This window comes from Collinsella sp. An307 (genome assembly GCF_002161805.1).
Lineage (GTDB): Bacteria > Actinomycetota > Coriobacteriia > Coriobacteriales > Coriobacteriaceae > Coprousia.
This window is the reverse complement of the sequence record NZ_NFIP01000009.1, coordinates 101,942-128,266: the sequence shown is the minus strand read 5'-3', so window position 1 is coordinate 128,266 and position 26,325 is coordinate 101,942. Positions and strand designations below refer to the sequence as shown.

The 26,325-nt window shown below is 60.8% G+C and carries 23 protein-coding genes; 11 read left to right on the top strand and 12 right to left on the bottom strand.

Annotated features, from left to right (window positions below; genetic code table 11):
- Positions 1-91: 91 nt before the first annotated feature.
- From B5F89_RS08655 to B5F89_RS08630, 6 genes are all read left to right on the top strand, one after another.
- Positions 92-832, top strand: coding sequence for a DUF1819 family protein (locus B5F89_RS08655; RefSeq protein WP_087431381.1), 741 nt, complete (start codon positions 92-94; stop codon positions 830-832).
- A 9-nt stretch (positions 833-841) separates the two neighbouring features.
- The gene (locus B5F89_RS08650; RefSeq protein ID WP_087431380.1) at positions 842-1,426 is read left to right on the top strand and encodes a DUF1788 domain-containing protein; all 585 of its coding nucleotides are present in this window, start codon (positions 842-844) and stop codon (positions 1,424-1,426) included.
- Positions 1,427-1,468: 42 nt separating this feature from the next.
- On the top strand, positions 1,469-5,029 hold the full coding sequence (brxC, locus tag B5F89_RS08645; RefSeq protein ID WP_158098455.1) for a BREX system P-loop protein BrxC: 3,561 nt from the start codon (positions 1,469-1,471) through the stop codon (positions 5,027-5,029).
- 26 nt (positions 5,030-5,055) lie between these two features.
- Entirely contained in the window at positions 5,056-7,581 is a 2,526-nt protein-coding gene (gene pglX / locus B5F89_RS08640; protein WP_087431378.1) for a BREX-1 system adenine-specific DNA-methyltransferase PglX, read from the top strand.
- A gap of 11 nt (positions 7,582-7,592) precedes the next feature.
- A complete protein-coding gene (locus B5F89_RS08635; RefSeq protein ID WP_087431377.1) occupies positions 7,593-8,096 on the top strand; it encodes a helix-turn-helix domain-containing protein in 504 nt (167 codons plus the stop codon).
- Positions 8,097-8,354: 258 nt separating this feature from the next.
- Positions 8,355-9,329, top strand: a complete 975-nt coding sequence (locus B5F89_RS08630; RefSeq protein WP_087431376.1) for a class I SAM-dependent DNA methyltransferase — start codon at positions 8,355-8,357, stop codon at positions 9,327-9,329.
- 20 nt (positions 9,330-9,349) lie between these two features.
- Here the strand turns inward: B5F89_RS08630 and B5F89_RS08625 are convergent, their stop codons facing one another.
- A complete protein-coding gene (locus B5F89_RS08625; RefSeq protein WP_087431375.1) occupies positions 9,350-9,673 on the bottom strand; it encodes a type II toxin-antitoxin system RelE/ParE family toxin in 324 nt (107 codons plus the stop codon).
- Complete coding sequence (locus B5F89_RS08620; RefSeq protein WP_087431374.1) at positions 9,663-9,962, bottom strand: type II toxin-antitoxin system prevent-host-death family antitoxin; 300 nt, start codon at positions 9,960-9,962, stop codon at positions 9,663-9,665. The genes B5F89_RS08625 and B5F89_RS08620 overlap by 11 nt, the downstream gene beginning before the upstream one ends.
- Positions 9,963-10,032: 70 nt before the next feature.
- On the opposite strand from B5F89_RS08620, the gene B5F89_RS08615 reads away from it, so the two are divergent.
- The 5 genes from B5F89_RS08615 to B5F89_RS08590 all read left to right on the top strand — a co-directional run bounded on the left by B5F89_RS08615 (position 10,033) and on the right by B5F89_RS08590 (position 18,723).
- Positions 10,033-11,238, top strand: coding sequence for a hypothetical protein (locus B5F89_RS08615; protein ID WP_087431373.1), 1,206 nt, complete (start codon positions 10,033-10,035; stop codon positions 11,236-11,238).
- Positions 11,239-11,603: 365 nt separating this feature from the next.
- On the top strand, positions 11,604-12,473 hold the full coding sequence (locus B5F89_RS08605) for a hypothetical protein (protein ID WP_158098453.1): 870 nt from the start codon (positions 11,604-11,606) through the stop codon (positions 12,471-12,473).
- Complete coding sequence (locus tag B5F89_RS08600) at positions 12,473-14,350, top strand: DEAD/DEAH box helicase (RefSeq protein WP_087431370.1); 1,878 nt, start codon at positions 12,473-12,475, stop codon at positions 14,348-14,350. Before B5F89_RS08605 ends, B5F89_RS08600 begins: the two co-directional genes overlap by 1 nt.
- A gap of 42 nt (positions 14,351-14,392) precedes the next feature.
- Entirely contained in the window at positions 14,393-17,038 is a 2,646-nt protein-coding gene (pglZ, locus tag B5F89_RS08595; protein WP_087431369.1) for a BREX-1 system phosphatase PglZ type A, read from the top strand.
- A 164-nt stretch (positions 17,039-17,202) separates the two neighbouring features.
- Entirely contained in the window at positions 17,203-18,723 is a 1,521-nt protein-coding gene (locus B5F89_RS08590) for an alpha-amylase (RefSeq protein ID WP_087431368.1), read from the top strand.
- A gap of 60 nt (positions 18,724-18,783) precedes the next feature.
- On the opposite strand, the gene B5F89_RS08585 is transcribed toward B5F89_RS08590, so the two are convergent.
- From B5F89_RS08585 to B5F89_RS08540, 10 genes are all read right to left on the bottom strand, one after another.
- Positions 18,784-19,692, bottom strand: a complete 909-nt coding sequence (locus B5F89_RS08585; protein ID WP_087431367.1) for a DUF4097 family beta strand repeat-containing protein — start codon at positions 19,690-19,692, stop codon at positions 18,784-18,786.
- 2 nt (positions 19,693-19,694) lie between these two features.
- Positions 19,695-20,369: a helix-turn-helix transcriptional regulator gene (locus B5F89_RS08580; RefSeq protein ID WP_087431366.1), complete on the bottom strand. Its 675-nt coding sequence runs from the start codon at positions 20,367-20,369 to the stop codon at positions 19,695-19,697.
- Positions 20,370-20,529: 160 nt separating this feature from the next.
- A complete protein-coding gene (gene hypB / locus B5F89_RS08575) occupies positions 20,530-21,210 on the bottom strand; it encodes a hydrogenase nickel incorporation protein HypB (RefSeq protein ID WP_087431365.1) in 681 nt (226 codons plus the stop codon).
- 42 nt (positions 21,211-21,252) lie between these two features.
- Positions 21,253-21,606: a hydrogenase maturation nickel metallochaperone HypA gene (locus tag B5F89_RS08570; RefSeq protein ID WP_087431364.1), complete on the bottom strand. Its 354-nt coding sequence runs from the start codon at positions 21,604-21,606 to the stop codon at positions 21,253-21,255.
- A gap of 9 nt (positions 21,607-21,615) precedes the next feature.
- Positions 21,616-22,392, bottom strand: a complete 777-nt coding sequence (tatC, locus tag B5F89_RS08565; RefSeq protein WP_204230655.1) for a twin-arginine translocase subunit TatC — start codon at positions 22,390-22,392, stop codon at positions 21,616-21,618.
- Positions 22,392-23,069 carry a twin-arginine translocase TatA/TatE family subunit gene (locus B5F89_RS08560; protein ID WP_087431363.1) on the bottom strand — a complete coding sequence of 226 codons (678 nt, stop codon included), beginning with the start codon at positions 23,067-23,069 and terminating at the stop codon, positions 22,392-22,394. The genes tatC and B5F89_RS08560 overlap by 1 nt, the downstream gene beginning before the upstream one ends.
- A 109-nt stretch (positions 23,070-23,178) precedes the next feature.
- Entirely contained in the window at positions 23,179-23,493 is a 315-nt protein-coding gene (locus B5F89_RS08555; RefSeq protein ID WP_087431362.1) for an STAS domain-containing protein, read from the bottom strand.
- Positions 23,494-23,589: 96 nt separating this feature from the next.
- The gene (locus tag B5F89_RS08550) at positions 23,590-24,258 is read right to left on the bottom strand and encodes a tetratricopeptide repeat protein (protein ID WP_087431361.1); all 669 of its coding nucleotides are present in this window, start codon (positions 24,256-24,258) and stop codon (positions 23,590-23,592) included.
- A gap of 8 nt (positions 24,259-24,266) precedes the next feature.
- Entirely contained in the window at positions 24,267-24,707 is a 441-nt protein-coding gene (locus B5F89_RS08545; protein ID WP_087431360.1) for a hypothetical protein, read from the bottom strand.
- Entirely contained in the window at positions 24,704-26,026 is a 1,323-nt protein-coding gene (locus B5F89_RS08540; RefSeq protein WP_087431359.1) for an aminotransferase class I/II-fold pyridoxal phosphate-dependent enzyme, read from the bottom strand. Before B5F89_RS08540 ends, B5F89_RS08545 begins: the two co-directional genes overlap by 4 nt.
- Positions 26,027-26,325: the final 299 nt, after the last annotated feature.

The following is a 26,325-nucleotide window of genomic DNA, read 5'->3' as shown; positions in this document are numbered from 1 at the left end:
TTAACCCTGTACGTATATATAGTCTGTCCCATACCGCCAGCCGCGCCATCGCCCGTGGCGGCAAAGGAGTTGCTCGTGCCCGACCCTACTTTTGGACGTAGGGGGGGGGGTAGCCAAAAATGGCGGCCCTTCCCAGACAGCAAGCCATAACCCACTAGCGGATGCTCCTGCCTCGGGCAAGTCAAAAACGCGCTTCCGCAACGGACGCTCCGCCGGTGCCGACTGGGCATACCGAGGGACCCTCACGCGCGAGCAGTGGCTCCTCACCGAGATCCGCATCGTCGCCCGCCTGCGCCTCGACGGTACCTCCGATGCAGAGGTTCTCGAGAAGAACCTCTGCCACAACTACTTCCAATATCCCACGGAACGCGAGATCCGCTCACTCACGCGGGCATGCTTGCTGCGGCTGGACAATCTGAGCGATGACCCAACCCTGCAACTCGAGCTCACTCGTCTCATCGCACACGGCACCGGCAACCAGGCGGCACAGGCTAACCTGTACGCCATCATGCGCACTTACCGCCTAGTGTGGGAATTCATGATTGGCGTGATAGGGCAAAAATACCAAACGCTCGACATGCGCCTCGCAAAGCACGAAATAGCCGAATACCTTCAAGGGCTTCGCAGCCAAAGCGACGTAGTGGCCACCTGGTCAGACGCCACCCTCAACAAAATCCGCCAGGTACTCGCCAAGTGCCTCACAGAGGCTGGTTATCTTGCGAGCCCTCGCAGCGATGAGTTGCGCCCTGTCCTTTTGGATCTCGATCTGGAACGCCTCATGCACGCTAACGGTGACGCCACCGCGCTTCCCGCGTTCAACTGCCTGGAGTAAGGAGGGGGCATGACGTCGCAGCAATCAACCGACATCGCCCGCGATTTCGACCGCCTACGTGAGCGCGTGGGCAGCGAGGTGTTCCTCGACAACCGGGGTCTTGCCAACGAGGTAGGGTTCTACGTGTTCCCCTACGATGCCGCGAAAGAACTCGAGGTGCGACGCCGTACTGCGGAGCTCGTGGCTGACGCGCAGTCCGGCGCCATCTCCGCTCACATCATCGAGCGCAACCTATGGCAGGTGTTCCTTCAAATCTGCGAGGACAAGAAGATCCTGCACAAGATACCGGCGCTCGAGCAGAAACGCGGCAGCGACGCGCTGCTCGCGCGCCTACAAAAGATTGCCACGCCCGAGGTGTTCGTGCGCACCATGGACTACGCGACCCACCAGCCGGGGCGTGACGTGCTCCTCATCACCGGGGTGGGGCAGGTGTACCCCTTCGTGCGCGCCCACTCCATCTTGGAGAACGCACAGAGCGTCTTCGAGGACATCCCGGTAGTGCTCATGTACCCCGGTCGCTACGACGGCCAGCACCTGCATCTGTTTGACCGCATAAACGACGGTAACTACTACCGGGCGTTCAACATCCTCTAGCCTGCGAGCCTCCCGCTCGCGGGAGGGGAAAGGATGGGCACCATGCGCATCCAGGACATGTTCCAGAAGGACATCGACCGCCCCATCAACGGCGTCATCAAGGTGGCGGAGAAGAGCGATGAGACCATTGAGCAGGAACTTTCCGAGTATGTGGTAACCCATGAGCTCGCCGGACACTTCGATGCGTTCTACCGCGTATACGAGCGCGCCCTCGAGGCGCCGACCGACGAGATGGGCGTATGGATCTCCGGCTTTTTCGGCTCCGGCAAGTCGCACTTCCTCACCATGCTCTCCTACCTGTTGGAGAACCGCGAGGTCGCCGGCAAGCACGCCGTGGAATACTTCGCGGACAAATTCGAGGAGGCCCGTCTCTATGCGCGGGTGCAACGCAGCGCCACTATCCCCACCGAGGCAATCCTCTTCAACATCGACAGCAAAAACGTGGGAGGTCAAGATCGCGACGCGCTTGCGCGCACGTTCGCGCGCGTGTTCTACGACCATTTGGGGTTCTATGGCGAGGACCTCAAGCTCGCGCGTCTGGAGGAATTCATCGACAGCAAGGGCAAGACGAGCGAGTTCCGCGCCCGCTACGAGGAGCTTACCGGCGAGTCATGGCTCGAGACGCGCGAAGCCTACGAATTCAACAGCGACGATGTGATCGGCGCTCTCGTCGACGCCGAGGTGATGAGCGAGGCAGAAGCCGAGCGCTATCTGGAGGGCGATGACGAGGCGGGCTTCTCCATCGATACGCTCACCGCCAAGATTGTCGCCTACGCCAAGCGCCGCCAGGCTGAGGAGGGTGGACAGTTCCGCCTGCTCTTCATGGTGGACGAGATGGGTCAGTTCATCGGCAACGGCAAAGACACCGCCCGCATGCTCAACCTGCAGTCCATCGTGGAGGAGCTCGGCGCCAAGGGCAAGGGCCTTGTCTGGGTCATGGTCACGAGCCAAGAAGCCATCGACGAGGTGGTGAGCATGTCCGGCAAGAGCGACGACTTCTCAAAAATCACTGGCCGCTTCAAATGCCGCCTGTCGCTCTCGGGCATCGATGCCGATGAGGTCATCAAGCGCCGTATCCTGGAGAAGAACGAGAACGCGCGCGACCTGCTCGCCATGGTGTACGGTCAGAAGGCGTCCGCTCTCAAGAACCTCTTCCACTTCAAAAGCGGCACTGCCAAAGAGGACCTGGGCGGCTACCCGAGCACCGAGGACTTCATCGAGTCCTATCCGTTTGTCACCTACCAATTCACGCTGCTTCAGACAACGCTCAACGAGATTCGTCGCCATGGCAGCTCGGGCAAGCACACCTCGGGCAGCGAGCGCTCCATGCTCTCCGGCTTCCAAGAGGCAGCACAGGCGATCGAGGATAAGGACGAGAGCGCACTCGTGCCTTTCTGGCGCTTCTACGACACCATCGAGACCTTCCTCGAGGGCCATGTGCGCCGCGTGATTAACCGTGCGGACGAGGCGGCACGCAAGGGCCAGGGGCTCGAGCCTGTCGATGTTGAGGTGCTCAAGCTCCTCTTCCTCATCCGCTGGGTGAATGACGTCGAATCCAACCCCGAAAACATCGCCATCCTCATGGTGGATGACATCGACGCCAACCTGCGCGAGGTACGCAGCGCTGTCACCGACTCACTCGCGCGCCTGGTGCGCCAGAACTACGTGGGCCGCAGCGGCGAGGCGTACCAGTTCTTGACCGATGACGAGCAGGAGATCGCTCGCGCAATCTCTAACACCGTGGTGGAGCCCGCACGCATCACCGAACGCCTGGGGCAGATTGTTTTTGGCGAAATCTTTGACAGCAACAAACTGCGCTACGGCGAGAACGATTTCGATGTGGAAAAGTACATCGACGAAACCCGCTACGGTGCCCCGGGCGGCATGGTACTGCGCGTCATGACCGCCGCCTCTGGTCCTGAGGCCACCTCGCATGAGGCGTTGCTCGCGCGGTCGCAACGCAATGAGGCCATCTGCCTGCTCTCTGACGATGCGCGCTACTACGACCTCATCCAAGATGCCCTGCGCATTGAGGGGTATGCCAATACGCAGAACCTCAGTCGCCAGCCCGAGAACGTCCAACGCATCATCCGCGACCGCCGCTCCGATGCGCAGGCGGAGCTGCGCGAGGCGCGCAGCCTCTTAGAGGAGGGGATCCGCAAGGGAACGTTCTACGCGGGCGGCTACGAGGTAAAGGCCCAAGGCACCACAGCCAAGGCCGTACTCTCCAGCGTGCTGGAGAACTCGGTAGAGAGCGTCTACCCAAAGCTCTCCCTCATCACTACCAACTACCACACCGACGCCGAGCTCACCGAAATCCTGTGCGGGCAGCGTCGCACACTCGACGGCACTACTCCTAATGAGGGCGCCGTCGACGAGATGAAGCGCTACCTGGAAAACCAGCGCCGTCTACATATAGACACCCCCATGGCGGAGGTGCAGAAGCGCTTTCAAGATAGTCCCTTCGGCTGGCGCGAAATCGACGTAGCCGCCGTGGCTGCGGAGCTCCTCGCGGCGGGCGACGCCAAGCTAAGCTATGCCGGATCCACGGTGGATATCACTGCTGCAGGCGCGGTCAACCGCCTGCGCAAGGCAACAGAAACCAAAGACACCCTCATCGAGTTGCGTATAAAGGTTCCGGAACATGTGCGCCGCGCCGTACGTGACATCATCACCCAAGCAACGGGCCAGCAAAACCTCCCCTTGGAAGAGGGAGACCTTGCCGCCCGCGCCGTGAGCGCCCTGCGCGAGAAGTTGGAGGAGCTCCAAAACTTGCTCGAGCGAGAGTACCGCCGCGCAGGATACCCGGGGCGCGAAAACGTGGAGCATGGCATCTCCGTCATCAAGGGCGTTCTTTCCGCGGGGTCCGACCCATCTGACCTGCTGCCGCGCATCGCCGACGCCGAGGATGACCTACTCGACGCTGCCGATGATCTGGAGGACATCTTTAAGTTCTTCCCCAACCAGCAGCGTATCTGGGATAAGGCAACCACACTTCGCCAAGACATGAAGCGTGAGCGCGAGTACCTCGCGGGCAGCGCCGACGCTACCGAGGCGCTCGCCACCATCGAACGCGTGCTTGACGCGGCATCCCCCTACAACCAGATAAACCTCCTCTCCGGCGCCATGCAGACGGTTGAGGATGTCTATGACGAGAAACTCGAGGTCAAGCGCAACGAGCTCCTCGATCGCATCGAGAGCATGTACGCCGATATCGAAGCGAAAGCCGAGCGGAGCGAAGTCAAGCTCGCCGCCATCGGACAGCGCAAGCTCACGCGGCGTGACATGGCACATGACACGCGCTCGCTCAGCGACCTCGACGCGCTCGCAATCCGTCTCAACAACGACCAGACGGATTTCTACACCCAGATTGATGCCGAGGTTGAGAGGCGCAAGCCCAAGCCACAGCCTTCGGCCATCGACAGCAAGACCCATACGCCCCCAGCGCCGCCCAAGCCCGCGCGCATCAAGCATGTGGAGCGCAGCCTGGTCTTCAAACCCGAGACGCTCCGCACCGAGGCAGACATCGACCGCTACCTCGACCGCGTACGCGCCGAGCTCGTCCGCGACCTCGCAGGTAACGACGGCATCCGCATCCAATAACCCATCCGGCACCGCAGGAGATATCCATGGACACCAAGGCGATTGAGAAGTTCTCCATCGAAGCGCGCGAGCAGTTGCTGAAAGACATGGAACAACAACTCTATGTCTATGCACTCGACGATGCGGGCCGTGCGGAATACGCCGCGGATGCCGACGCCATTCGCGGCGTGGTGCTCTCCCCCGCCGAGCACGCTCAACGCACCGAGCTCTATCGACGCATCGAGCGCGAGGGGACGCTCCCTTTCATCACCACCATGGCCTACACCTGGTTCAACCGCTTTGCCGCCATCCGCTACATGGAGCTTGCCGGTTACCTGCCAAGCCACGTGCGCATGCTTACCGCCGCAGATGGCAGCTTTAACCCTGAGTGTCTGCGCGTAGCCACCACGCTCGATCTCCCCGGCCTCGACCAGGTGGAGGTCGCCCAGCTCATTCAAACGGGCGATGACGAGGCGCTCTATCGTGCCATCCTCATCGCGCAATGCAACGAGCTCGCTGCCTTCCTGCCGTCGGTCTTTGGTACCGTCACCTCAGACGCCCTCACCTTGCCGCAGAACCTGCTTAACAAAACCGAGTTCAACGTGCTCTACCGCCTGGTGACGAATATCCCGGAGGATGCTTGGGTAGACGTTGAGATTCTGGGCTGGATGTACCAGTTCTACAACTCCGCAGTGAAGGCCGAGTTCTTCAAGTCCAAGCGCAAAGCCGGTGCAGAGGACATTGCCCCCGCCACACAGCTCTTCACGCCCGACTGGATCGTGCGCTACATGGTAGACAATTCGCTCGGACGCCTCTGGATGCTCAATCACCCCGAGAGCACACTGCGCGAGCACGCCCACGCGGAGAACCCCTCCGACCGCCTCATGGAATACTACATCGAGCCAGATGAGGAACATGAGGACTTCATCCGCATCAACAGCCCCGAAGACATCACCTTCTGCGACCCCGCCTGCGGCTCGGGGCATATTTTGGTCTATGCGTTCAAGATGCTCATGGCCATCTATCAGGAATGCGGCTATCGTGAGCGAGAAATCTCCGCGCTCATCCTCACTAAGAATCTCTCGGGCTTTGAGATTGACCAGCGCGCCGCGCAGATCGCGCAGCTCGCGCTTGCCATGTGCGCCCGCGCGTACGACCGACGTTTCTTTACGCGCAACATCACAGCCAACATCTGCGTGCTGAACAGCATCGATGTCGACATGGATGAGCTGAGTCTCACAAGCCCGCTCCGCAACAAAGAGCAACTCCTGCAAGACCTTGCCCATCTAAGCGAGATCGGCAGCTTGATGCAGCCCACCCCCGAAGACATCGCAGCCCTTGAGGGGGATCTTGTCGAATCGAACGCGGGCGACCTCTTCTCCTCAAACGCCAATGAGCACGTCGCGCAGGCAATCGCTGCATGCAAGGCGCTCACTCGCCGTTTCGATGTAGTGGTTGCCAATCCGCCCTACATGGGATCAAGCAGCTTCAACCCGTTCATGAGCAAGTGGGTGAAGAAGCACTATCCCGATGTAAAAAGCGACCTCTTCGCCTCCTTCATCGTTCGCATTATGGATATTGCAAAAGACCATGGCGAAGTCGGCATCATGTGCCCCTTCGTATGGATGTTCATAGGCAGTTACGAGAAGCTACGAAATAAGCTAATCGACGAAAAGACAATTACAAGTCTTATCCAACTTGAGTACTCAGGCTTCGCCGGTGCAACTGTCCCTATCTGCACTTTCACTTACCATAACTCCCATATCGACGGCTACAAGGGCGGCTACGTGCGCCTGTCAGATTTTGTTGGCGCCGCCACACAGGCGCCCAAGGCCCTCGAAGCCATTCAGAATCCCGATTGCGGGTGGTTCTATCGCGCTGATGCTGGGAGGTTCCATGACATTCCCGGCTCTCCAATCGCCTATTGGGCAGGAAGTGGACTTTTTCATGCATTTAAAATGGGACTTTCGATGCGCGACCAGTTTCTCGCAATAGTCAAAGGTATTTTCACCGGGGATAACGCACGTTTCCTTCGTTTGTGGTATGAAGTATCCTCCAAAGAAATAAAACGTAGTTCCTGGGCTTTATACACCAAAGGAGGGGCCTTTAGACGCTGGTACGGCAATATCGAACATGTTGTCAATTGGCGTAATGATGCACAAGATCTGCGCAGTTTCCCGGGGAGCGGGCTAGGGCCTTCCAAGTATTATGGAAGTTATACATTTACTTGGTCAAAAATAACATCTTCAATTTCCAGCTTTAGATTCAATGATGGTAGTGTTTACTTCGATGATGCGAGTCCGGCTCTCGTCATTCGCACTGAAGACAAGCCAGAATCTAGATACTATATCCTCGGTTTGCTTAATTCTTCCGTAGCTCGTCATATTTTGAGCATCATCGCCCCAACCTTAAATTGCCAAGTTGGAGATGTTTCTGCAATACCCGTGTTTTATCCAGAAGGCGCACTGACTTCTTCAACTGCCCAAATCGTTTCATCAAACATCGCTCTCTCCCACGTCGACTGGGACTCCCAAGAAACCTCTTGGGGTTTCAAACGCAATCCATTGGTCTAGGCGGTGCAGAGATGGGTGAAACACGCAAGGCGAAGACACTCACCGCGCTCGAAGCGGCGGAACGATGGAATTGCTCAACGAACGACATATACGATTGGTGCAAGAGCGGGAGCATTGAGGGCGCCCAGAAGGAGAAAAGGGCCTGGGCAATTCCGCAGGATGCCATGCGCCCGTTCGACAAGAAACTCATTCGGGAGATACTGTGGCAACTCCTTGAGCTGAAGAATGGAACGGTGACGCGCTTCGATCTGAGCGAATGGGGCATCAAGCAGGCCGATCTGGCGCGATATATCGAACCTCTTGTTGATATCTGCTATATCGAGCAGACCCCATCAGCACCTGTTGCTGGGCGAACGCTGAATTACCGTATCACCAATAAGGGGCTTCATTTGCTCGGACGGACGGGGTCAAAAGATTCTGGTGCCGATGTTCCCCAACCGCTCATGATTGGTGCATCGGTAGCTGGACGATTTACCTCACAAATCATTTCCGATCTTATGGGCACAACAGTATGATGGCAACGAACCTCGGGCATTGTCCCAATCTTAGGAGCACGCTTGGGGCCGCCTACCGCTTATCGGCGGCGGCTCCGGTTCCTCCCCTCACGTATGTAGCCTCGAGCCTTGGATACGAGCTCGATTGCCTCGTTCAAGAGCTTGATAACCAGGGCCACCAATCTCAGGAATCCGTACAACCAGTCCATAGGCAGATCACCTCCCCTCATAGGAGGCGGCGCTGCCAGCTCGCTGAACTCTTATAGAAAGGCGGCATGAATGGCGATTCTCATCCGCGACAAGTACGAAGCGCACAAAGCCGAAGTTAACGCGCGCTTTGACCAGCTCAAGGCCAACGAAGAAGAGCTCAACCGCATCTTCGCCGAAATCTATAACATGGTGGGCGAGGTTCCCATCGAGGTCGAAGACAAGTACGTCTCGGTCGCACGCATCTTCGATACCAAAGAAGAGATTCCTGAAAGCTTCAAGGGCAACAACTACGTGCGCACCAAGCGCGATGAAATCGTCTCGCTCATCAGCTACGCGGTAGGCTGCATGTTCGGACGCTACTCGCTCGATGTGGATGGACTCGTACTCGCCAACCAGGGCGATACGATCGCAGAATACCTTGCCAAGATGCCCGACCCTGAGCACGTGACTTTTATGCCCGATGCAGACAACGTGCTCCCCATCACCGATGACGTGTACTTCCCCGACGACATTGTGGCCCGCTTTGAACAGTTCGTTGTCGCTGCATACGGCGCCGAAACGCTCGAGGAGAACCTTCGTTTCGTAGCCGACGCCCTTGACCCCGGCGCCAAAGGCACATCACGCGACACCATCCGCCAGTACTTCCTGCGCGAGTTCTTTGCCGACCACTGTAAGACGTATAAAAAGCGCCCCATCTACTGGCTGCTCGACTCCGGCAAGAAGAACGGCTTCAAGGCGCTCATCTATATGCACCGCTACCAACCGGACCTTATGGCCCGCGTCCGCACCGACTACGTGCACGAGCAGCAGGAGCGTTACCGCAGTCGCCTCGCCCATCTTGATGATGCCGTTGCAGACGCGGACGGCCGTCAAAAAGTCGCCCTTACCAAGGAGCGCAAGCGCGTTGCCGATCAGGCTGCGGAACTCGAGTCCTACGAGGAGAAGATCCACGAGCTTGCCGACCAGATGATCGCCATCGACCTCGATGACGGTGTAAAGGTCAACTACGCCAAACTTCAGAGCGTACTCGCGAAGATCAAATAAGGGCTAACGCGATGCAGACGCTAATCAACCACTCTGAAGCGATTGCGCGGATCACGCCGAGAATCTTCGATAGCGAGCACGGTCACCTTCTGCCTCTCCTCATCGATGGCGTAGTAGATGCCGTACCGGCCTACGAAGAGCACCCTGCACGGCACCGAAGGACGAGCGGCCTCGTAATAAGGATCGTATTCCTCCCCATATCGTGGAAAGGTCGCCAGAACAGAGAGCATCTCGTTTACGCGCTGGTAGACGACATCTGGCATGACTTCCGCCAAGCCGTAGACCGCCTCATCGGTGAGCTGCACCTCATATTCAGCCCTGTCGTCCAGCTCCCTATGCCCCATGGCGGGCCTTCCGAATGCGTTCGGCGTCTTGCCGCGCCTGGTCAAGCGGACGTACTCGGCCATTCAAGAGGTCGTCGTAGCCGCGGGAGATGGCGCGCTCAACGCGCTTCTCGCGCTCACGAAGTTCATCAAGGGCGGCAAAGCGACTATCAAACTCGGCGGCATCCATTACCACAAGAGACGCTTTACCGTTCTTCGTCAGGTAGATGGGCTGCTTGGACTCGTGGCACTGGTCCGCAATGCTCCCCATATTTCTCTGCAATTCCGAAACCGGCAGTACTACAGGCATATGAACCTCCTACATATTATTGTAGGTATTACTACATGAAAGTTTAGCATACAGAACACGGAACCGATACATGCCTCATTCGCTTCAACAACAACTCGACGACTTCCTTGCATTCGCCACCGGCGACGTGCTCGTCTGGCATGATCTCACAGGAGCCGCCTATGAGCTTGGACGTCGTCTCAATCTACCCGATGACGTCAAGCTCTATGTCGAGACTGACACACCGCGTTTCGAGCTGATTTGTGCGCTCAACAACATTGCGCCCGATGAGCGCGCGTTCGTGATTCGCGCGCGCCGGCACCGCGTCGAGGAAGACGATTGGCTCGCCGACATAGAAGCACGTGCCGAAAACTTTGAGCCAGACCTCGCAGGGCTCTCGCTCGTCGATATCGAACCCTCCGCCACGCCCTCTGACCCCACCGCACCGGAGGAGTGCGCGCACGATATTGAGCTCTCCGCTGAGGCCGAACAGACCGAGCAGGACTTGCAGACGTCTCAGATAGAGCCGGCGGGCGTTTGGTATACGCGCGAAGCCTTCCGCGAGGCACTCAAACGCGCGGGTATCGCCGCTTCATCCGACGGCGAGATTGCTGCTGCGACCGCGGCTGGTTACACGCTCTTTGCCGATTGCGTCATCCGCGGCGACCATGATAGTCCCGCGGAATACTATCGGATGCTCTTCGCAGCACCGCTTGTCACGCATGACAGCCTGCCTACAGACATGCTTTCGGCGTCTTCGTTCAAGTCCTATCTTTCCAGCGCCCAGGCAGCCGGGACTGTCTTTGGCTACGACAAAGACACTTGGATTACCACCGCTGGCTTACAGGAGCTAGAGATCAGTCGGGCCGATCTCGACGCGTTCGCGAAGGAGTCGGTGGCAGCGAGTGTGGCCGCCGGCATCCCGCAGTTCACCGTGCCGTGGTTGCGCGCGAACGCCCCCGGCATTGCCCTTCTGGCATATGGCCTGTCAGATATCTTTTACGAGTCCGTCCTGCTCTCGCGCAAGCGCTTTTGCACGCGCGGCCACCTTGGCGGACGCCGCATCTTTGCGGAACCACACACCCAGGCGCGAGGGCGAGACTTGGTGACATCGCTTCTTGAGCGCGAAAGCTCACTCGACATCGACGAACTATGCGAGATTCTGACTGAAGAGTATGACATCGACATCACAATCCCCCAGCTTGTCTCACTTATTCGCGCGACAAACCTGTTCTACAGCCCGGAGCTCGACCGGGTGTATGTTAGTCATGACCAATTCATACGAGAGGTGGAGTAAATGGAAATCAACGAGTTCTTCCGCACGGGCGAGGCCGAGGGTTGGCTGCACGCGACCGACAACGTCAACATGATTCGCGTTAACGGGCAAAACCAAGACCAGCGCGTCTATGAGGTGCGTATCGACAAACTGCACTACAACGTGCAGAACGGTCGTATCGCCACGTTCATCACCCGGTACGAGATGGAGCACGGCGCACTGCCCACCGATACCGAGGAGCTCGACCGTCTTATCGAGGGCATGATTGAGGACGACAATCCCCAGCGCCTCAAGACCACCAAGCTCGATATCAAGGCGAAGGGCCAGCAGGAAGTTGCCATCATTCTCTCCAACGGCATCGTCATCGACGGTAATCGCCGCTTCACGTGCCTGCGCATGCTTTCACGCGAAGAGGCAAGCCCGCGCTTTCTGCGCTGCTACGTTTCCCCGACACCTACGACGAGAAGGCGATTAAAGGCCTCGAGCTCGAAATCCAGCTCGGCCGCGACGAGAAGGTCGACTACGACCCCATCTCGCGCCTGGTGGATATCAACACCTGGGTCAACGGCGGCAAGATGACCGCCGACGAGTACGGCGCCCACGCCAACATCTCGAAAAGCGATATGAAGAAGTTCCTGCGCCAGATTGATGTCATGAACGACTTCCTCGAGTTCGTCAACGCGCCCGGCGCCTACCATATCGCACAGGACCTCAAGATTCAGGGCATTGTTGAGTCGCTCGCCACCAAGCTGCAGAAGTGCAAAGACGATGACGACCGCCAAGATATGGAGAACATCGTCTTTGCCAACATCCTTATGGGCAACTTGGGCGACCGCGTGCGCGCTATCCGCGACATGTGCGACTACATCGACGCCTCCCAGCACGGCGACGGTGAGTATGTCGATGAACAGCTGGATATCGTCGAGCAGGTCCTTGAGAAACTCGAGGACATGCCCCAGGACACCGCGGTTTCCACCGAGTTCATCCGCGACCATGTTGCGGCTGACGATGACCTCAAGAACGAGCAGAAGGCCTCCAATGAGAAAGCGCGCACCAAGGCGGGTAACAGCAAGATCAAAAACGGCCAGGTGCGCAGCGTGCATGATTCGCTCAGCAGCCTTGAGGGGGTCGACATGGCGCTGCTCAGTAAGCTCTCGCCTGAGCAACTCGATGACATGAACGCAGGCCTCGACCGCGTGCTTGAACTTGCCGCCAAGCTCAAGGTGAAGATTGAAAACCTTCAGAGGGAGCTGTGATGCGACTTTATCTAGATGGCGAGCAGCTGCTGCTCGACCCCGCTCCACTTGATGCAGCCGCCCTTCGCCGTAACGCCAAATTCAAGATCCGCTGCCGTCGCTACGTCACCGGTGACGGCGCAAACGGAATGCTCGCGCTCAAGATGCCCAGCAACTACAGCGACTACGAGCGCGTCGCGGGACGCCTGTCCGATGTCGCCGAGGCGCTGGGCACTGTGCTCGAGATCGACCCCGGCCTCGACGCCCATTTCAATACGATGCGCGAACTCGCCGAGGAGCACTACCGCGCGGGTAACGAAATCAAGCGAGGCGACCCGAAGTACGACGAGCGCCTTGCCGCATTTGCAGACGTGGTAAATCGCTCGATGGTGCGCCCCCTCAAGGACCGCCAGATGCGCGATGCGTTCTTCCTCGCCACCATGGCACGCGCGGGCAACTTCTCTGTCCCGGGCTCCGGCAAGACGGCAACGGTGCTCGGCGCCTTTGCCTTCCTCGCATCCCAGGGCAAGGTCCGCCGTCTCATGGTGGTCTGCCCCAAGAACGCCTTCGATTCCTGGCGCACCGAGTGGCATCTCTGCTTTGGCGATACCCGGCCACTCTCCTGCATCTCCACGCAGGATGAGGCCTACAAACGCCTCGGCCGTAAGGACCGCCAACGCTTCATCCGCGCTCAGATTGGCGCTTACAACCTCATCCTCGTCAACTACGAGGCAGCGCCCAGCGTCGCCGACGAGCTCGCGCAAGTTGCAGCGCATGACACCATGCTCGTCTTCGACGAGGTCCACCGCGTGAAGCGCGTGGGCGGCAAGCAGGCGGAGGCAGCGCTAACCATCGCGCAAGACGCGCCCTATACGCTCGCCCTCACGGGAACACCGCTCCCCAACACCTACGAGGACCTCTACAACTTCTTGCACATCCTCTACCCGCATGAGTACGACTCGTTCTTCGGCTTCACGCGCGGCGAACTCCGTCGCGCCGAAGAGGAAGATCAGATCGCCATCAACGAGCGCATCCAGCCGTTCTTCTGCCGCACCACCAAGCGCGACCTGGGCGTACCGCCCGCCTCACCGGACAAGGTGCTCGAGGTATCCGCGGACACACGCACTAACCAGCTCGTCCGCGTGCTCAAAAACCACTACCGCAAGAACAAACTCACCCTCATGCTGCGCATCCTCCAGCTCGAGAACGATCCAGAGGACCTGCTCGATGACCTCGACCCCAATGAGTTCCGTTGGGTGCTCGAGGTGGATGAGGACACGGGAGACGTTGATGTGGCGGACTACTCGCAAGACATTGTCGAGATGATCCGCACCACCGGCATCTCCGAGAAGCGTCTTCAGTGCACGCGTCTAATTCAGGACCTCGTACGCGACGGGCATCCCGTCATCATATGGTGCATCTTCATCAAGAGCATGGAGGCCCTGCGGCGTGACCTTGCCCGGCAAGGCATCGAAGCGCATGTGATCTCGGGCGACGTGATTTTGGACGACCGCACGCGCGTGCTGGACGACTTCCGCGCAGGCCGCTTCCCCGTACTCATTACCAACCCGCACACGCTCGCGGAATCGGTGTCGCTGCATTCCGTATGCCACGATGCCGTCTACTACGAGTACAGCTTCAACCTTGTGCATCTGCTGCAGTCCAAAGACCGCATCCATCGCCTCGGCCTGCCTGCCGGGCAGGACACTCGCTATTATTTCCTGAGCGAGACATACGACCAGGGAGGAAAGCCCTACTCCATGGATCAGGAAATCTACGAGAGGCTGCAGATGAAGGAACAAACGATGCTTCGCGCCATCGACGCCGAGCTCATCGAGACGCAGCCTACCACCGAAGAAGACCTGGACGCCATCTTCGCTGGCCTATTCGACGACTAACCGCACCCCACAGCCGACCTGCCATCGCCTAAAGGACCCTGCATGAAGCCCATCGAGATACAGAAGCGCTTGAACAGCCTCTTCCAAACAAGTCCTGTCATCATCTGGAATGACGCCGGCGCTGAGTTTGCCGAGACCCTTGCGGAACTCGACTTGCCAGGCGTTGAGGTATTCAGCGATGTAGACGGCGATAGGTTCGTGCTCAAAGAGACGCTTAACAACCTGGCACCCAACGCGCGCCTTTTGATCTATCGCCCAAATGCATCCGCAAACGAACCCGACTGGTTAGCGGACGCCGTAAGCTATGCCCCCGCTTTTGCCGCAGACCGCGTTACGCTTCTTCTTGATGAGCTGCAGGCAAGCGACACGCCTGAGATGCGCTCGGCACTTGCCACCTTCTCCTCGTTCCTATCGGCCAAAGGACGCCTACGCCACGTTCAGGAGCTTAGATCGCACTACGCCACACCGCAGCAGCTTGCTCTCGCCGTTATGGCAACAACGCTTGGGCGAGATGTTTCAGCAGACCCCGGCTACGTCATCGTTGCCTATCTTTGTCGGGCCTATGAGCAAGGGGGCGAAGGGGCTCAAGAACTGCTAAAGCGTTCTGGCGTACTGCCGGCATTCTGTCAATTGCTTGAGGACTATGTTGGCTATGCCGGCGACGTTGCTTGCGAGCAGGACCTCGCTACGCACGTGCTGCTCTCAACGCTAACGCCCCTCGCAATTCCAAATCTTCCCTCATCTGCCTGCAGCGAAATGGACCTTCGCCATGCCAACGACATCGCACGCCTCTGGCTGCGGCTCGCACAAGGTGACCCCACCGTTCGTAACACGCTTCTTCGCGCCGCCTCCTCTTTTGAGGCAACATATTTTCTCAAGGAGCATCTACGCCCATTGCCCAGCACTGAGCTTGCGGACATATCTTTCTTCCCGGTCGTTGACGAACTTCTCATCCGCCGCATCATTGTCGAGCTTGGCCGCACTAGCTTTGATTCGGACGCCTTGCGTACCATACTGGATCGCCGTCGCGCAGGCATCTGGGTCGAAACCTTCCGTACGTGCTACGCTGCCCTCGACGCTGCCCTCGCGCTGCGCACATTCGCTGTTGCACATCGTGGCTCTCTCGCCCAAGAAGATGCCGTTGCGGTCTGGCGGGAATATACGACCAGTTGGTCGCTTGTCGACACAGCCTATCGTCGATTCCACACGGCTTTTGCCGACATTCGGCTCAACGCACCTCGAGATCTCGATGCACCTTTTCATGACCTCGCCGAACAAATCGAAAGTTGGTATCGCGGCTGGTTCCTGCGTAAGATCTCATCCGCTTGGGAGACCTGCGTGGCAGAGCCCATCGCCCAACACGGCGCAGCCCCCGGCATTCCCCGGCTCACCGACTTCTATATCACGCACGTTGATTCCCTTGCCCGAAAAAAGAAGCGCACATGGGTCATCATTTCTGACGCACTGCGCTACGAAGTTGCACGGGAACTTGCTGAGGCGCTCGAAGCATCAACCCAAGGACAAACGGATCTTACAAGTATGCAGGCGCCCTTTCCGTCCATCACGCTCTGCGGCATGGCGGCCCTGCTTCCACACGATAGTTATCTATTATCGGCTTCCGGCACCTCTGCCCACAACGGCATCACAGTGACCGTTGATGGCATGCCCACCCAGGGCACGCCCGCACGCAGTGCCATCCTTGATCAATACCTCACTACGCATCAGTCAAACGCACAGGGTCTTGCCCTCCAGGCGGCAGACTTTACGCGTCTCAGCAAGGCGGAGCGGAAGGAAACCGTTGGAGAAGCGGCTGTTATCTATCTCTACCACAACCGCATCGATGCAACGGGCGACGACGCAACAACCGAAAACGATGTATTCCGAGCATGCACTGATACCGTTGAGGAGCTTTGCAAGCTTGTCTCGCTTATCGTTCGCGATTTTCGAGCATCTGACATTCTCATAACGGCGGACCACGGGTTTCTTTACACCTATCGGCCGCTTGCGGAGACCGACAAAATCTCTCAAGAAGAAGTCAGCGGGTCGGTCGTCGCCCTCGGCAGACGCTATGTTGTAGGCGACCGCGCACTTTCCTCCCCGGTAATGTTGCCCGTCTCCCTCGATCTTGTAAGCAACGGCGAGCTTGCAGGCCTCTGCCCGCACGAAGCGGTGCGCCTCAAAAAAGCCGGCGGCGGTGATAACTACGTTCACGGTGGCATCTCGCTGCAGGAGCTCTGCGTGCCCGTTATCCACTTCAAAAACTATCGAGCTGGCATGCTCGGTTTTGCCGAGCGTTCGCACGTCACGCTCTCACTCGTCACGCAGCTCTCGGCCATCACCAATCTCACCTGCTCGCTCGAGGTTCTGCAGAACGATCCGGTAGGCGGGAAAGCGCTATCCGCCACCTACGAGGTTTACCTGCAAACGCTTGGCGGTGAGCTCATCAGCGACGTGGCGACCATCCATGCCGATCGCACGAGTGCCGACGCCACCAAGCGCACGTTCGCGTTTGCCCTTCATATTCGGTCAGCATATCTTGGTAAGAGCGGCGTTCCTTGCCAGCTTGTCGCGCGCCTTGTAGCTGACAGTAGCGCGACCGTGCTTCCCGACGACCAAGGCCCCACTGTCCTCTCCGACACACAGCTGCAGATCGCCTTTGCACCAGAGGAGAACAGCACCTGGTGGTAGCCGTCCAACACACCCATCGGTGTCGGCCTACATCCGCGTTATATCGTCCGTTGCTTTGGCCGCCCTCAACGCATAGCTCACGCCACCGTCCCTGCACACGCAGGTGAATCCGGTCGCGTATCATATGCCGAGCGCATACGACGCGCAATCATAGGAGGACATTCATGAACGGAACCATGCTGCAGGGCTTCTCTTGGTACCTGCCCGCCGACGGGTCGCACTGGTGCCGCCTGGCCGAGCAAGCGCCCACCTTTGCCTACGAGGGCATCACCGCGGTGTGGATGCCGCCCGCCTACAAGGGCGAGCACGGCGCCGAGGACGTGGGCTACGGCGTCTACGACCTGTACGACCTGGGCGAGTTTGACCAGAAGGGCAGCGTTGGCACGAAGTACGGCACGCGCGCCGAGTACGAGGCCGCCATTGAGGCACTGCACGCTAACGGCATCCAGGCGCTCGCCGACATTGTCCTGAACCAGAAGCTCGGCGCCGACGCCTGCGAAGACGTGGTTGCCCGCGAGGTCCAAATGAACGACCGCAACGCCGTCGCCGAAAACACCCAGACCATCTCCGCCTGGACGCGCTTCACCTTCCCGGGGCGCGCGGGCGCCTATTCGGACTTTACGTGGGACTGGACGTGCTTCCACGGCGTCGACTGGGACGACAAAGCCAAGCGCAAGGCGCTCTTCCTTTTTGACGGCAAGCACTGGGACGCCACCGTCGACCATACCGAGAACGCCAACTACGACTACCTTATGGGCGCCGACGTGGACGTAAACGACCCGCGCGTGTACGAGGAGCTCGTGCGCTGGGGCACATGGTACGTGGACGCCTGCAAGCTCGACGGCTTCCGCCTGGACGCCCTCAAGCACATTGACCGCGGTTTCTACCTGCGCTGGCTTGCCGCCATGCGCGAGCACGCCGGTCGCGAGCTCTTTTGCGTTGGCGAGTATTGGAAAGACAGCATCGACGAGCTCGACACGTACCTGGGCCAGGAGCGCGCACTCTCGCTCTTTGACGTGCCGCTCCACTACCATCTCTACCAGGCGTCGTGCTCCAACGGTAACTTTGATCTCTCCAAGATCTTTACGGACACGCTCGTCGAGCGCGACCCGGCGCACTCCGTGACCTTTGCCGAGAACCACGACACGCAGCCCGGCCAGGCCCTGCAGTCGTTTGTGCAGACGTGGTTCAAGCCCGCGGCCTACGCCCTCATCCTCTTGCGCGAGGCCGGCTACCCCTGCGTCTTCTACGGCGACCTCTACGGTATGCCCAACGACGACAACATTCCCGCCGTGCGCGAGCTGCCACTGCTGATGGAGATCCGCCGCCGCTTTGCCTTTGGCACGCAGCACGACTACCTCGACGCGCCCGACGTCATTGGCTGGACGCGCGAGGGCGATGCCGAGCATGCGGGCAGCGGCGTTGCCGTGGTGCTCACCGACCGTGACGGCGGCGAGAAGCGCATGTTCGTGGGCAGCGCGCACGCGGGCGAGACGTGGACCTGCGTTGTGGGTGAGCAGGACGACGTTGCCATTGATGCGGAGGGTTGGGGCACGTTCCACACTCTCGGCGGGCGCCTTTCGGTCTATCTGCCGGAGAAGACCGCCGATGCCCTCGAGCACGACCGCGAGCTCCATCGCATCGTCCGCGAAACGGCCGAGGATACCGAGGAGCTGCGCGCGTAGAGCCAAACACGAACTACAGGCGAGCCGCTCGAGATTATCGAGCGGCTCGCCACCTTTGACCTAAACGACACTCAGGGAACCCGTTACGGAATTGAACGTCACAGCGGTTGCGCCGTCACCGTATACGTAGGCTCCATCATCCCGCACGGTGCCGATCGTACGGCTGCTCGATACATCGCCCGAGACAGTTGCCGCCTTTACGGTAAAGCCAGCGTCTTCGGGCAGCTTCAATGTGGCATTTGCCCCTACAGAATCGAGAAGGATATCCCCTGGTAACGTGCCCACCAACTGGATGTTTTGCTTTCCTGAAACGGTGTTGATCTCTAGCACCGACGTCACCGTGCCATTTACCGTAACCGACCCGTGCACGGTATCGATGGAGACAACGTCCGCCGTGAAGCCACGTAGCGTGCACGCAGACGACGCTGAGTCGATCCCCACCTCTTCACACGTCACATTCTGGATGGAGATATCCGCCACGATGCTCTCGACCGAGATGGATCCAAGGGCCTTACTTGTCTCTTCAGGTAGCTCAATGGTGAGATGCGACGCAGGATAGGTGTCACCACCGTCGTCAGGGAGACGATCGTCGATCTGCAAAACCCCCTCATGCACGATATCGGCCGTCGCGCGCGTCGGGTCCATGATATAGCTGCCCGCCGGAATCTCTTCGCGCACGACTACTTCGTCAACCGCGCCGCGCTTAATCTCAACCGTGCCACCATGCCATGCGATATCGAAATCGCGCACAGAAGCCGCGTCGAACGTATGGGTGCGCTCTACAGGCTCTTCCAGCGTTGTCGGATCATATGAGGAACCCGGGGTTCCTTCTGAATCAAGGTGAATACCAAACAAGGGAAGTCGCCAACCGCCAGTGACGGCGTCTAGGACCGGCACCGCAACAACCGCGAGGATGAGCGCAGCCGCAACGGCGACCTTAATCTTTTCGGACTTGGTGAGCTTTGCCATGGTCACTCCTCCCCGCTATCGCTCGCAGGGCTATTGTCCACTGAGGGCCGTGAGGGACTGCACCCGCCGCCAAACTCGGTGTGTTCCTCGCGAGCGAGGGCGCCGTCCATAATGTTGGCAAGCCAGTGGTACAAAGGAATAGTTAGAAATATGAGCCACGACGTCCCAAACGAGCCCCAGAATCCCAAGACGAAGAACAACAGGGTCGCCACCACCCCATAGGGAAACGACCGCCACGGGCCGCGACGGTGCTTGCCCTCCACTGCGTTCTGGCTTGCCTGGGCGGCAGCCTCGGCGGCCCTGGCGGCAGCACGACTCGCCTGGGCCGCAGCCTCGGCAGCCTGCGCGGCAGTAGCGCGGTCTGCGGCGCGCGCCTCGGCATCCGCTGTCTCACGCTCGATACGCTCCGCAGCCATCGCCGCCTCACGCTCGGCACGCTCGGCGTTCTCAAACGCCACATCGTCCTCAACCTCAGGGGCAACGCGAATCAGCTCATCGAGGCTCACGCCATATAGCTTTGCGAGCGCAATCAGGTTCTCGGTATCCGGCGAGCTCTCCGCCCGCTCCCACTTGGACACCGCCTGGCGCGAGAGGCCCAGCGCGTTGGCAAGCGCCTCCTGGCTGTAGCCCTTCTTGCGCCTGAGCTCGGCCAAGCGCTGTGCAATCTCTACGTTCATGGTCTCTCCCACCCTACGCCGCTCCCGTCCGGACGGTCGCTCCTACATGGTATCGGTACCGCTTGTCTCCACCCTACGGAACGGGGGTTATACATGCCAGCATCTCTGGTGGGAATTTCCGCAACTTTCGGTTGCGGCCACGTTGAACAGCGGTTATTTGCTAAGCGCGGGCAGCCTCAATCTGGTCGGCGAGCCATGTGCTCCACGCGTCCATGCCCTCACCGGTGCGGGCGGACACGGCAAAGCGCGGCGCGGTGGGATTGAGGTCGTCGAGCACCGCGTTGTAGGCGTCCCGGTCGAAATCGAAGGCCGGCGCCACATCGACCTTGTTGAGCAGCTGCGCGCCCGCATGCTGGAAGATGCCCGGATACTTAACGGGCTTGTCGTCGCCCTCGGGAACCGAGAGGATCATCACAGAGAGGTTCTCGCCCAGATCAAAATCGACGGGACATACGAGGTTGCCCACGTTCTCGATAAAGATGACGTCGATGTTCTCGAGCCCCACGCCCTGGTCGAGCGCGTCGATGGCGTCGCGGATCATATTGCCCTCGAGGTGACACAGGCCGCCCGTGTTGATCTGTACGGCCGGCAGCCCGGCCTCCTTCATGGTCTGCGCGTCGACGTCGGAGGCAATATCGCCCTCAATAACCGCCGAGCGCAGGCCGCGCTCGCGCAGGCGCGCGTCGGTGGCGAGGATCGTGGAGGTCTTGCCCGAGCCGGGGCTCGAGAGCACATTCACCACAAAGGTGCCCGTTGCGCGGAAGCGCTCGCGCAGCTCGGCGGCGAGGCGCTCGTTGCGGCTCAGGATGGGGCTTTCGATGGTGAGGGTCTCCTCGGACATGGGCTATCTCCTTCCAACGGTTTGCGCAAACCGAGTCAGGCATTAGTCGGGGTGCTCGACCTCGATGGACACGATATCGAGCTCGCGCCCGTGCACAAGACGCGTGTCCGCGCTGCCGCAGACAGGGCAACGCAGATGAAAGCGGTCGTGGGAAAACACCGTGCCGCACGCGTTGCAGACGCTCTCGGGGTGCACGTCCTCGGTTGCAAGCTCGCAACCGTCTGTGAGCGGGTCCTCCTCGCAGAGGACCTCCCACGCAAGCGCCATCGCCTCGGGCACAACCTCGCGCATATCGCCAATGCGCAGGTTCACCTTGCAGATGCGCGAGGCCCCGGCGTTGCGCGCCACGGCCGTCACGCTCTCCAAGATACCGCTGACGATGCCCATCTCGTGCATGATGCGGGACTACTCGTCGTCGGCGAACAGGCTCACGCCGCGCTTGGTGAGACCGGCTTTGCCCTCGCGCGCCACGATGACAAAACGCGTGATCGCAAGCGCGATCTCGTAGAGCGAGATGAGGACGGCAAACATGAGAAGCATCGTGACCGGGCTCGCGTCGGGCGTGATGCAAGCGGCAACCACCGCAAGCACCACATAGATGACGCGCCAGGACGCGCGGAACGCGGCGTAGGGCACAATGTGGAAGACGGCGAGGTAGAAGACGATGAGCGGAAGCTCAAAGGCCACGCCAAAGCCAATCATAAGGAGCATCTCGGTGCCGATGTAGTCGTCGAGCATGGCGAGCGGGTTGGCGATGGCCGCGACCTCGCTCGTGAGCCACTCAAACGCCGGCGGCACGATGAAGAAGTAGCAGAAGATCATACCCACAAAGAAGAGCGCCGTAGCGGCGAGCACCGTCGGGACGACCCACTTGCGCTCGTTGGGCTTGAGCGCCGGCAGGAAGAACGCCAGCAGCTGCCACACGATCATGGGCGAGCACATCACGAGCGCCGTGCGGAAGCCGATGGTGAAGCGCGTGGTGAAGCCACCGAGCGCCGAGCCAATGTAGAACTCGTCGCCCACAAAGGGCTTGATGGGATCGGTGAGCAGGTCAATCACCGTGGAAGAGGCGAAGTACATAACAAGCGTGGTGGCGATGAGCGTCACGACCACGATGGTGAGGCGGCGACGCAGCTCACCCAGGTGATCCATAAGCGGCATACGCGCGGGTCCGATGGGCATTACTGCTCACCCCCTTCCTGGGCGGCGTCCTGGGTGGGCGCCTCCGGGGCGGCGTCGCTTGCAGCGGCATCGCTCGCAGCAGTGTCCGCGGTGGGCGCGGCATCCTCGGCGGTCGCAGCCTTGGCGCGCTTGCGCGGACGGCGAGCGTAGAGGTCGGCGGTGGTGCGGACGGCGTCCTCAGCAGGCGCGGAGGCCTGGTCTTCGGCGGCAGGGGCAGCCTCGGCGGGCGCGGCGTCCGCAGCGGGTGCGGCGGCCTCAGCGGCAGCGGGCTCGGTCGCCGAAGCAGCAGCCTCGGCGGCAGGTGCCTCAGAAGCGTCGTCAGCCGGAGCAGCCTCGGCCTCGGCCGCAGCCTTCTCGGCAGCAAGGCGGGCACGGCGCTCGGCAAAGGTCTCCTTGCGCGGAGCGGGCGCGGCGGACGCGCCGTCCTCGGCATCGACATCTGCGTCGTCCGCAGCGGCGGCGCTCGCGGCGGGCGAGGCCTGCGCGGAGGCGTTGATGGTCGCCGCCATGGGGTCGATGACCTCGGACTGCACCATGGACGTCATGCGCTGCTGGGTCTCGCGGAACTGCCTGAGGGCGCGACCGATCGTGCGGCCCATCTGAGGCAGCTTGTCCGGGCCAAAAAGCAGGAATCCAAAGATCACAATGATGAGCAGCTCGGTACCACCGATACTCACGAGTTACCTCCTGGGTGTTGCGAATCGCGTCCCGCGCCGGCAGCGCCGCGCGAGACATAACCGATTAAGTATAGCGTTCGCACGCGCCGGGCGTCACGCACAGACGGACTTACTGGGCGGAGATGGCAATCTCCTGGTCAACGCCGAGCAGCTGCGCCACGCGCATAACGCCCGCCTGAGCGTTGATGGCGCTAAAGCCCTTGCCGTGGTCGGCCGCGTGATGCGCCGCGCCCACGAGCACGCCAATGCCCGTTGAGTCGATGTAGGCCACGTCCGTAAGGTCGAGGCAAATCTCCTCGGTCGGCTGCTCGAGCGAGAAGTCGATGGCCTCGCGCAGCTTGTCGGCGTTAGAGATGTCCACCTCGCCGCTCACGCGGATGGTGTAGCGCTCCGGCGTGGGGCTGGTGCTGATGTTGAGTTCCATGTTTCTCCTATCTTGGGGCGTATGCCCTGGTCGTCGTGGTGGCCGAGTGGTCGGCGTGCCCGTCATACCGGGACGAGCAACGCGGACCGTCCGTGCCTAGCCGAGTGCGTCGAGGCGCCCCTGAGCGTAGTCGCGCACGCCATAGGCGTCGGTCTCGCCCGCCGCCTCGATGGCGGTCTCGTAGGCGTCTCGCGCCTCGTTGGTGCGGCCCTCGCTCTCCAAGAACATGCCGAGGTTTGCCCAGGCGGGAGCAAAGCCGGGGTCGGTGTTCTGGACGAGGTCCTCGAGCGCCTCGATGGCGGACGTGTGGTCGCCCGCGTAGAAAACGCAGATGGCGCGGTCCACCATGGCGGACTTGGCCTCCGGGTTATCGGCGAGGTAATCGTCGTAGTAGCCAACGGCCTGGTTGAGGAGCTCGATCGCGTGGGCAGAGCCCTCGTCGTCCGTTGCGTGGTTGAGAGCAGCCACGCCCCAGTCAAAGTAGCCGTTTGCCACGTTGAGAAGCGTCGTGGGGTTGGTGGGATCCTGCTCGTACTGGGCAAGAAGCGCCTGCGCGGCCGTGCCGTACTGGGCGTCGACCGTCTCCATCGCCTCGGCAGCGTCTGCAGAAGACGAAGTGCCCGCCGTGTCCGCGGCAACGTCGCCCAAGGTAGCGGGCGCAAGACCGCCCATGACCACAAAGGCGGCGAGCCCGGCCACAATCACCAGGGCCGCAATGAGCACCGCGGCGCGTGCGCGCGAGGCCTGTTGGGTGTTGAACGCCATGGGCCCTCCTACTCCGTCGCCTCGGTGCCCTCGGCAACATGCGCCGTGCCGTCCTCGTCGACCTCTACCTGCGGGTGCCCCGCGGGCAGGGCGTAGGCGTCACTCGAGGTATCGGTCGTCTGGGCCGCCTGTGCGTCCTCCTGGGCAGCCATCATGGAGCTCATAGCGGAGGAGGAGCCGAGCAGGTAGCCAATGATCACGCCCAGAAGCAGTGCGATTGCCGTGATTACGAGCACCATCCAGAAGGGCGGCGGTGTGGGACCGGTGCTGGCAGAAGACGCGTCGGCCGGCGCCTCGGTGCGCTTGGGGCGGCGCGCAGAGGCGTCCGCGGCAACATCGCGCTCGGGCACAGCAGCGTGATCGGGGTCAACGTCGCGAGCGGGGCCCTCGGCAGCGGCCTCGAGCTCGACCTCGTCATCAAAGAACTCGTCGGTCACCTTGTCCGTCATGCGGCACGCTCCCCTTGCGCGAGCTCGGCCGAGGTGAGCTTGGTTGCAAGCACGAGGATGTCGAGTGCCTGCTCAAGCTCGTCGACCGTGGGATAGGTCGGCGCGATGCGCAGGTTGGTGTCGTCGGGGTCGTTGCCGCCCGGCCACGTGGCGCCCGCCGGCGTGAGCGTGACCCCCATGTCGGAGCAGAGCTGCCAGATGCGCTTGGCCGAACCCTTGGGGCCATCGAACGAAACAAAGTAGCCGCCGCGCGGATGCGTCCAGCGGGCGCAGCCCAGACCGCCCAGGCCCTCGGTGAGTTTTCGCTCGACCGCCTCAAAGCGCGGACGAAGGAACTCGGCATGCTTGGCCATGTGCGCCTTGACCGCCGCCATGTCGGGCAGAAAACGCGCATGCATGAGCTGGTTGAGCTTGTTGGCCGAGATGAGGCCGACCTGCAGGGTGCGCGCGACCTCGTCGACGTTGGCCGGGCTCGAGCCAAAGAAGGCAATGCCCGCGCCGGGGAAGGTGATCTTGGAGGTGGAGGCAACCTCGAGGATGCGGTCTTCGTTACCCACCTCGCGCGCCACGTCGTGGATGTTCAGGAGCTGGTCGCCCTCGTCAAAGAGGTCGTGCACGGCGTAGGCGTTGTCCCACACGATGCGGAAATCCGGCGCCGCCTTCATGACGGCAAGGCGGCGGACCGTCTCGTCGGAATAGGTGATGCCCGTGGGGTTGGAGTACTTGGGCACGCAGAACATGCCCTTGATCGAATCGTCGGAGGCGCAGAGGTACTCGACCTGATCCATGTCGGGGCCCTCGTCGGTCATGCGCACCGGGATGTTCTCGATGCCGAGGTCCTGCGTGAGGCCAAAGTGACGGTCGTAACCGGGGCTCGGGCAGAGCCACTTGACACGGGGCAGCTTGCACCAAGGGGTGTAGCCGGGCACGCCCTTCTCCCAGTAGTGGATGAGGACGGACTGCATGATGTTCAGGCTCGAGGAGCCGAGCACGATGGTCTGCTCGGCCGGCACGCCGAGGAAGGCGCCTGCCAGGCGGCGCGCCGAGGGGATGCCGTCGAAGCAGCCGTAGTTGGAGCAGTCGATGCCCTCATCGGTAAGGTCGGAGTCGTGGGTGAGGATGTCGAGCATGGGGCGCGAGATGTTCACCTGAGCAGGGCTCGGCTTGCCGCGCGCCATGTCGAGCTTGAGGCCGAGGGACTTGACCTCCTCAACCTCAGCACGCAGCGCCTCGATGCTCTGGGCAAGCTCGGCGTCGTCCATACGCTCATATACGTTTCGGGTAAGCTCGGCTTCTGCCTTCTCGTAACTCGTCTGCATGCGCAAACCTCCTGCAGCTCATGATGCGGCGGCGTCGGGTGCCGCCCGCGGGCGCGTGCCCGCACCCGGGAAAGCCGGGTCAAAAGGTCAATCTGTACCAGTATAGCGGCACCCCCTCTGCCGGGCCTCTCCGGCAGCTTTGCGCGCAGGTGTTGTAACGATATCCCCATGAACGAACATAATCTGAGCACGAACGCGCTCGCCCTGCACGGGAGTTGCGGTGCGCGCCGGCGGGGCCTCCGCGTAGCCGCGGCGTGCAAGATGCGCGCATCGCCCGCGCGCACCGGGTAAGATAAGAC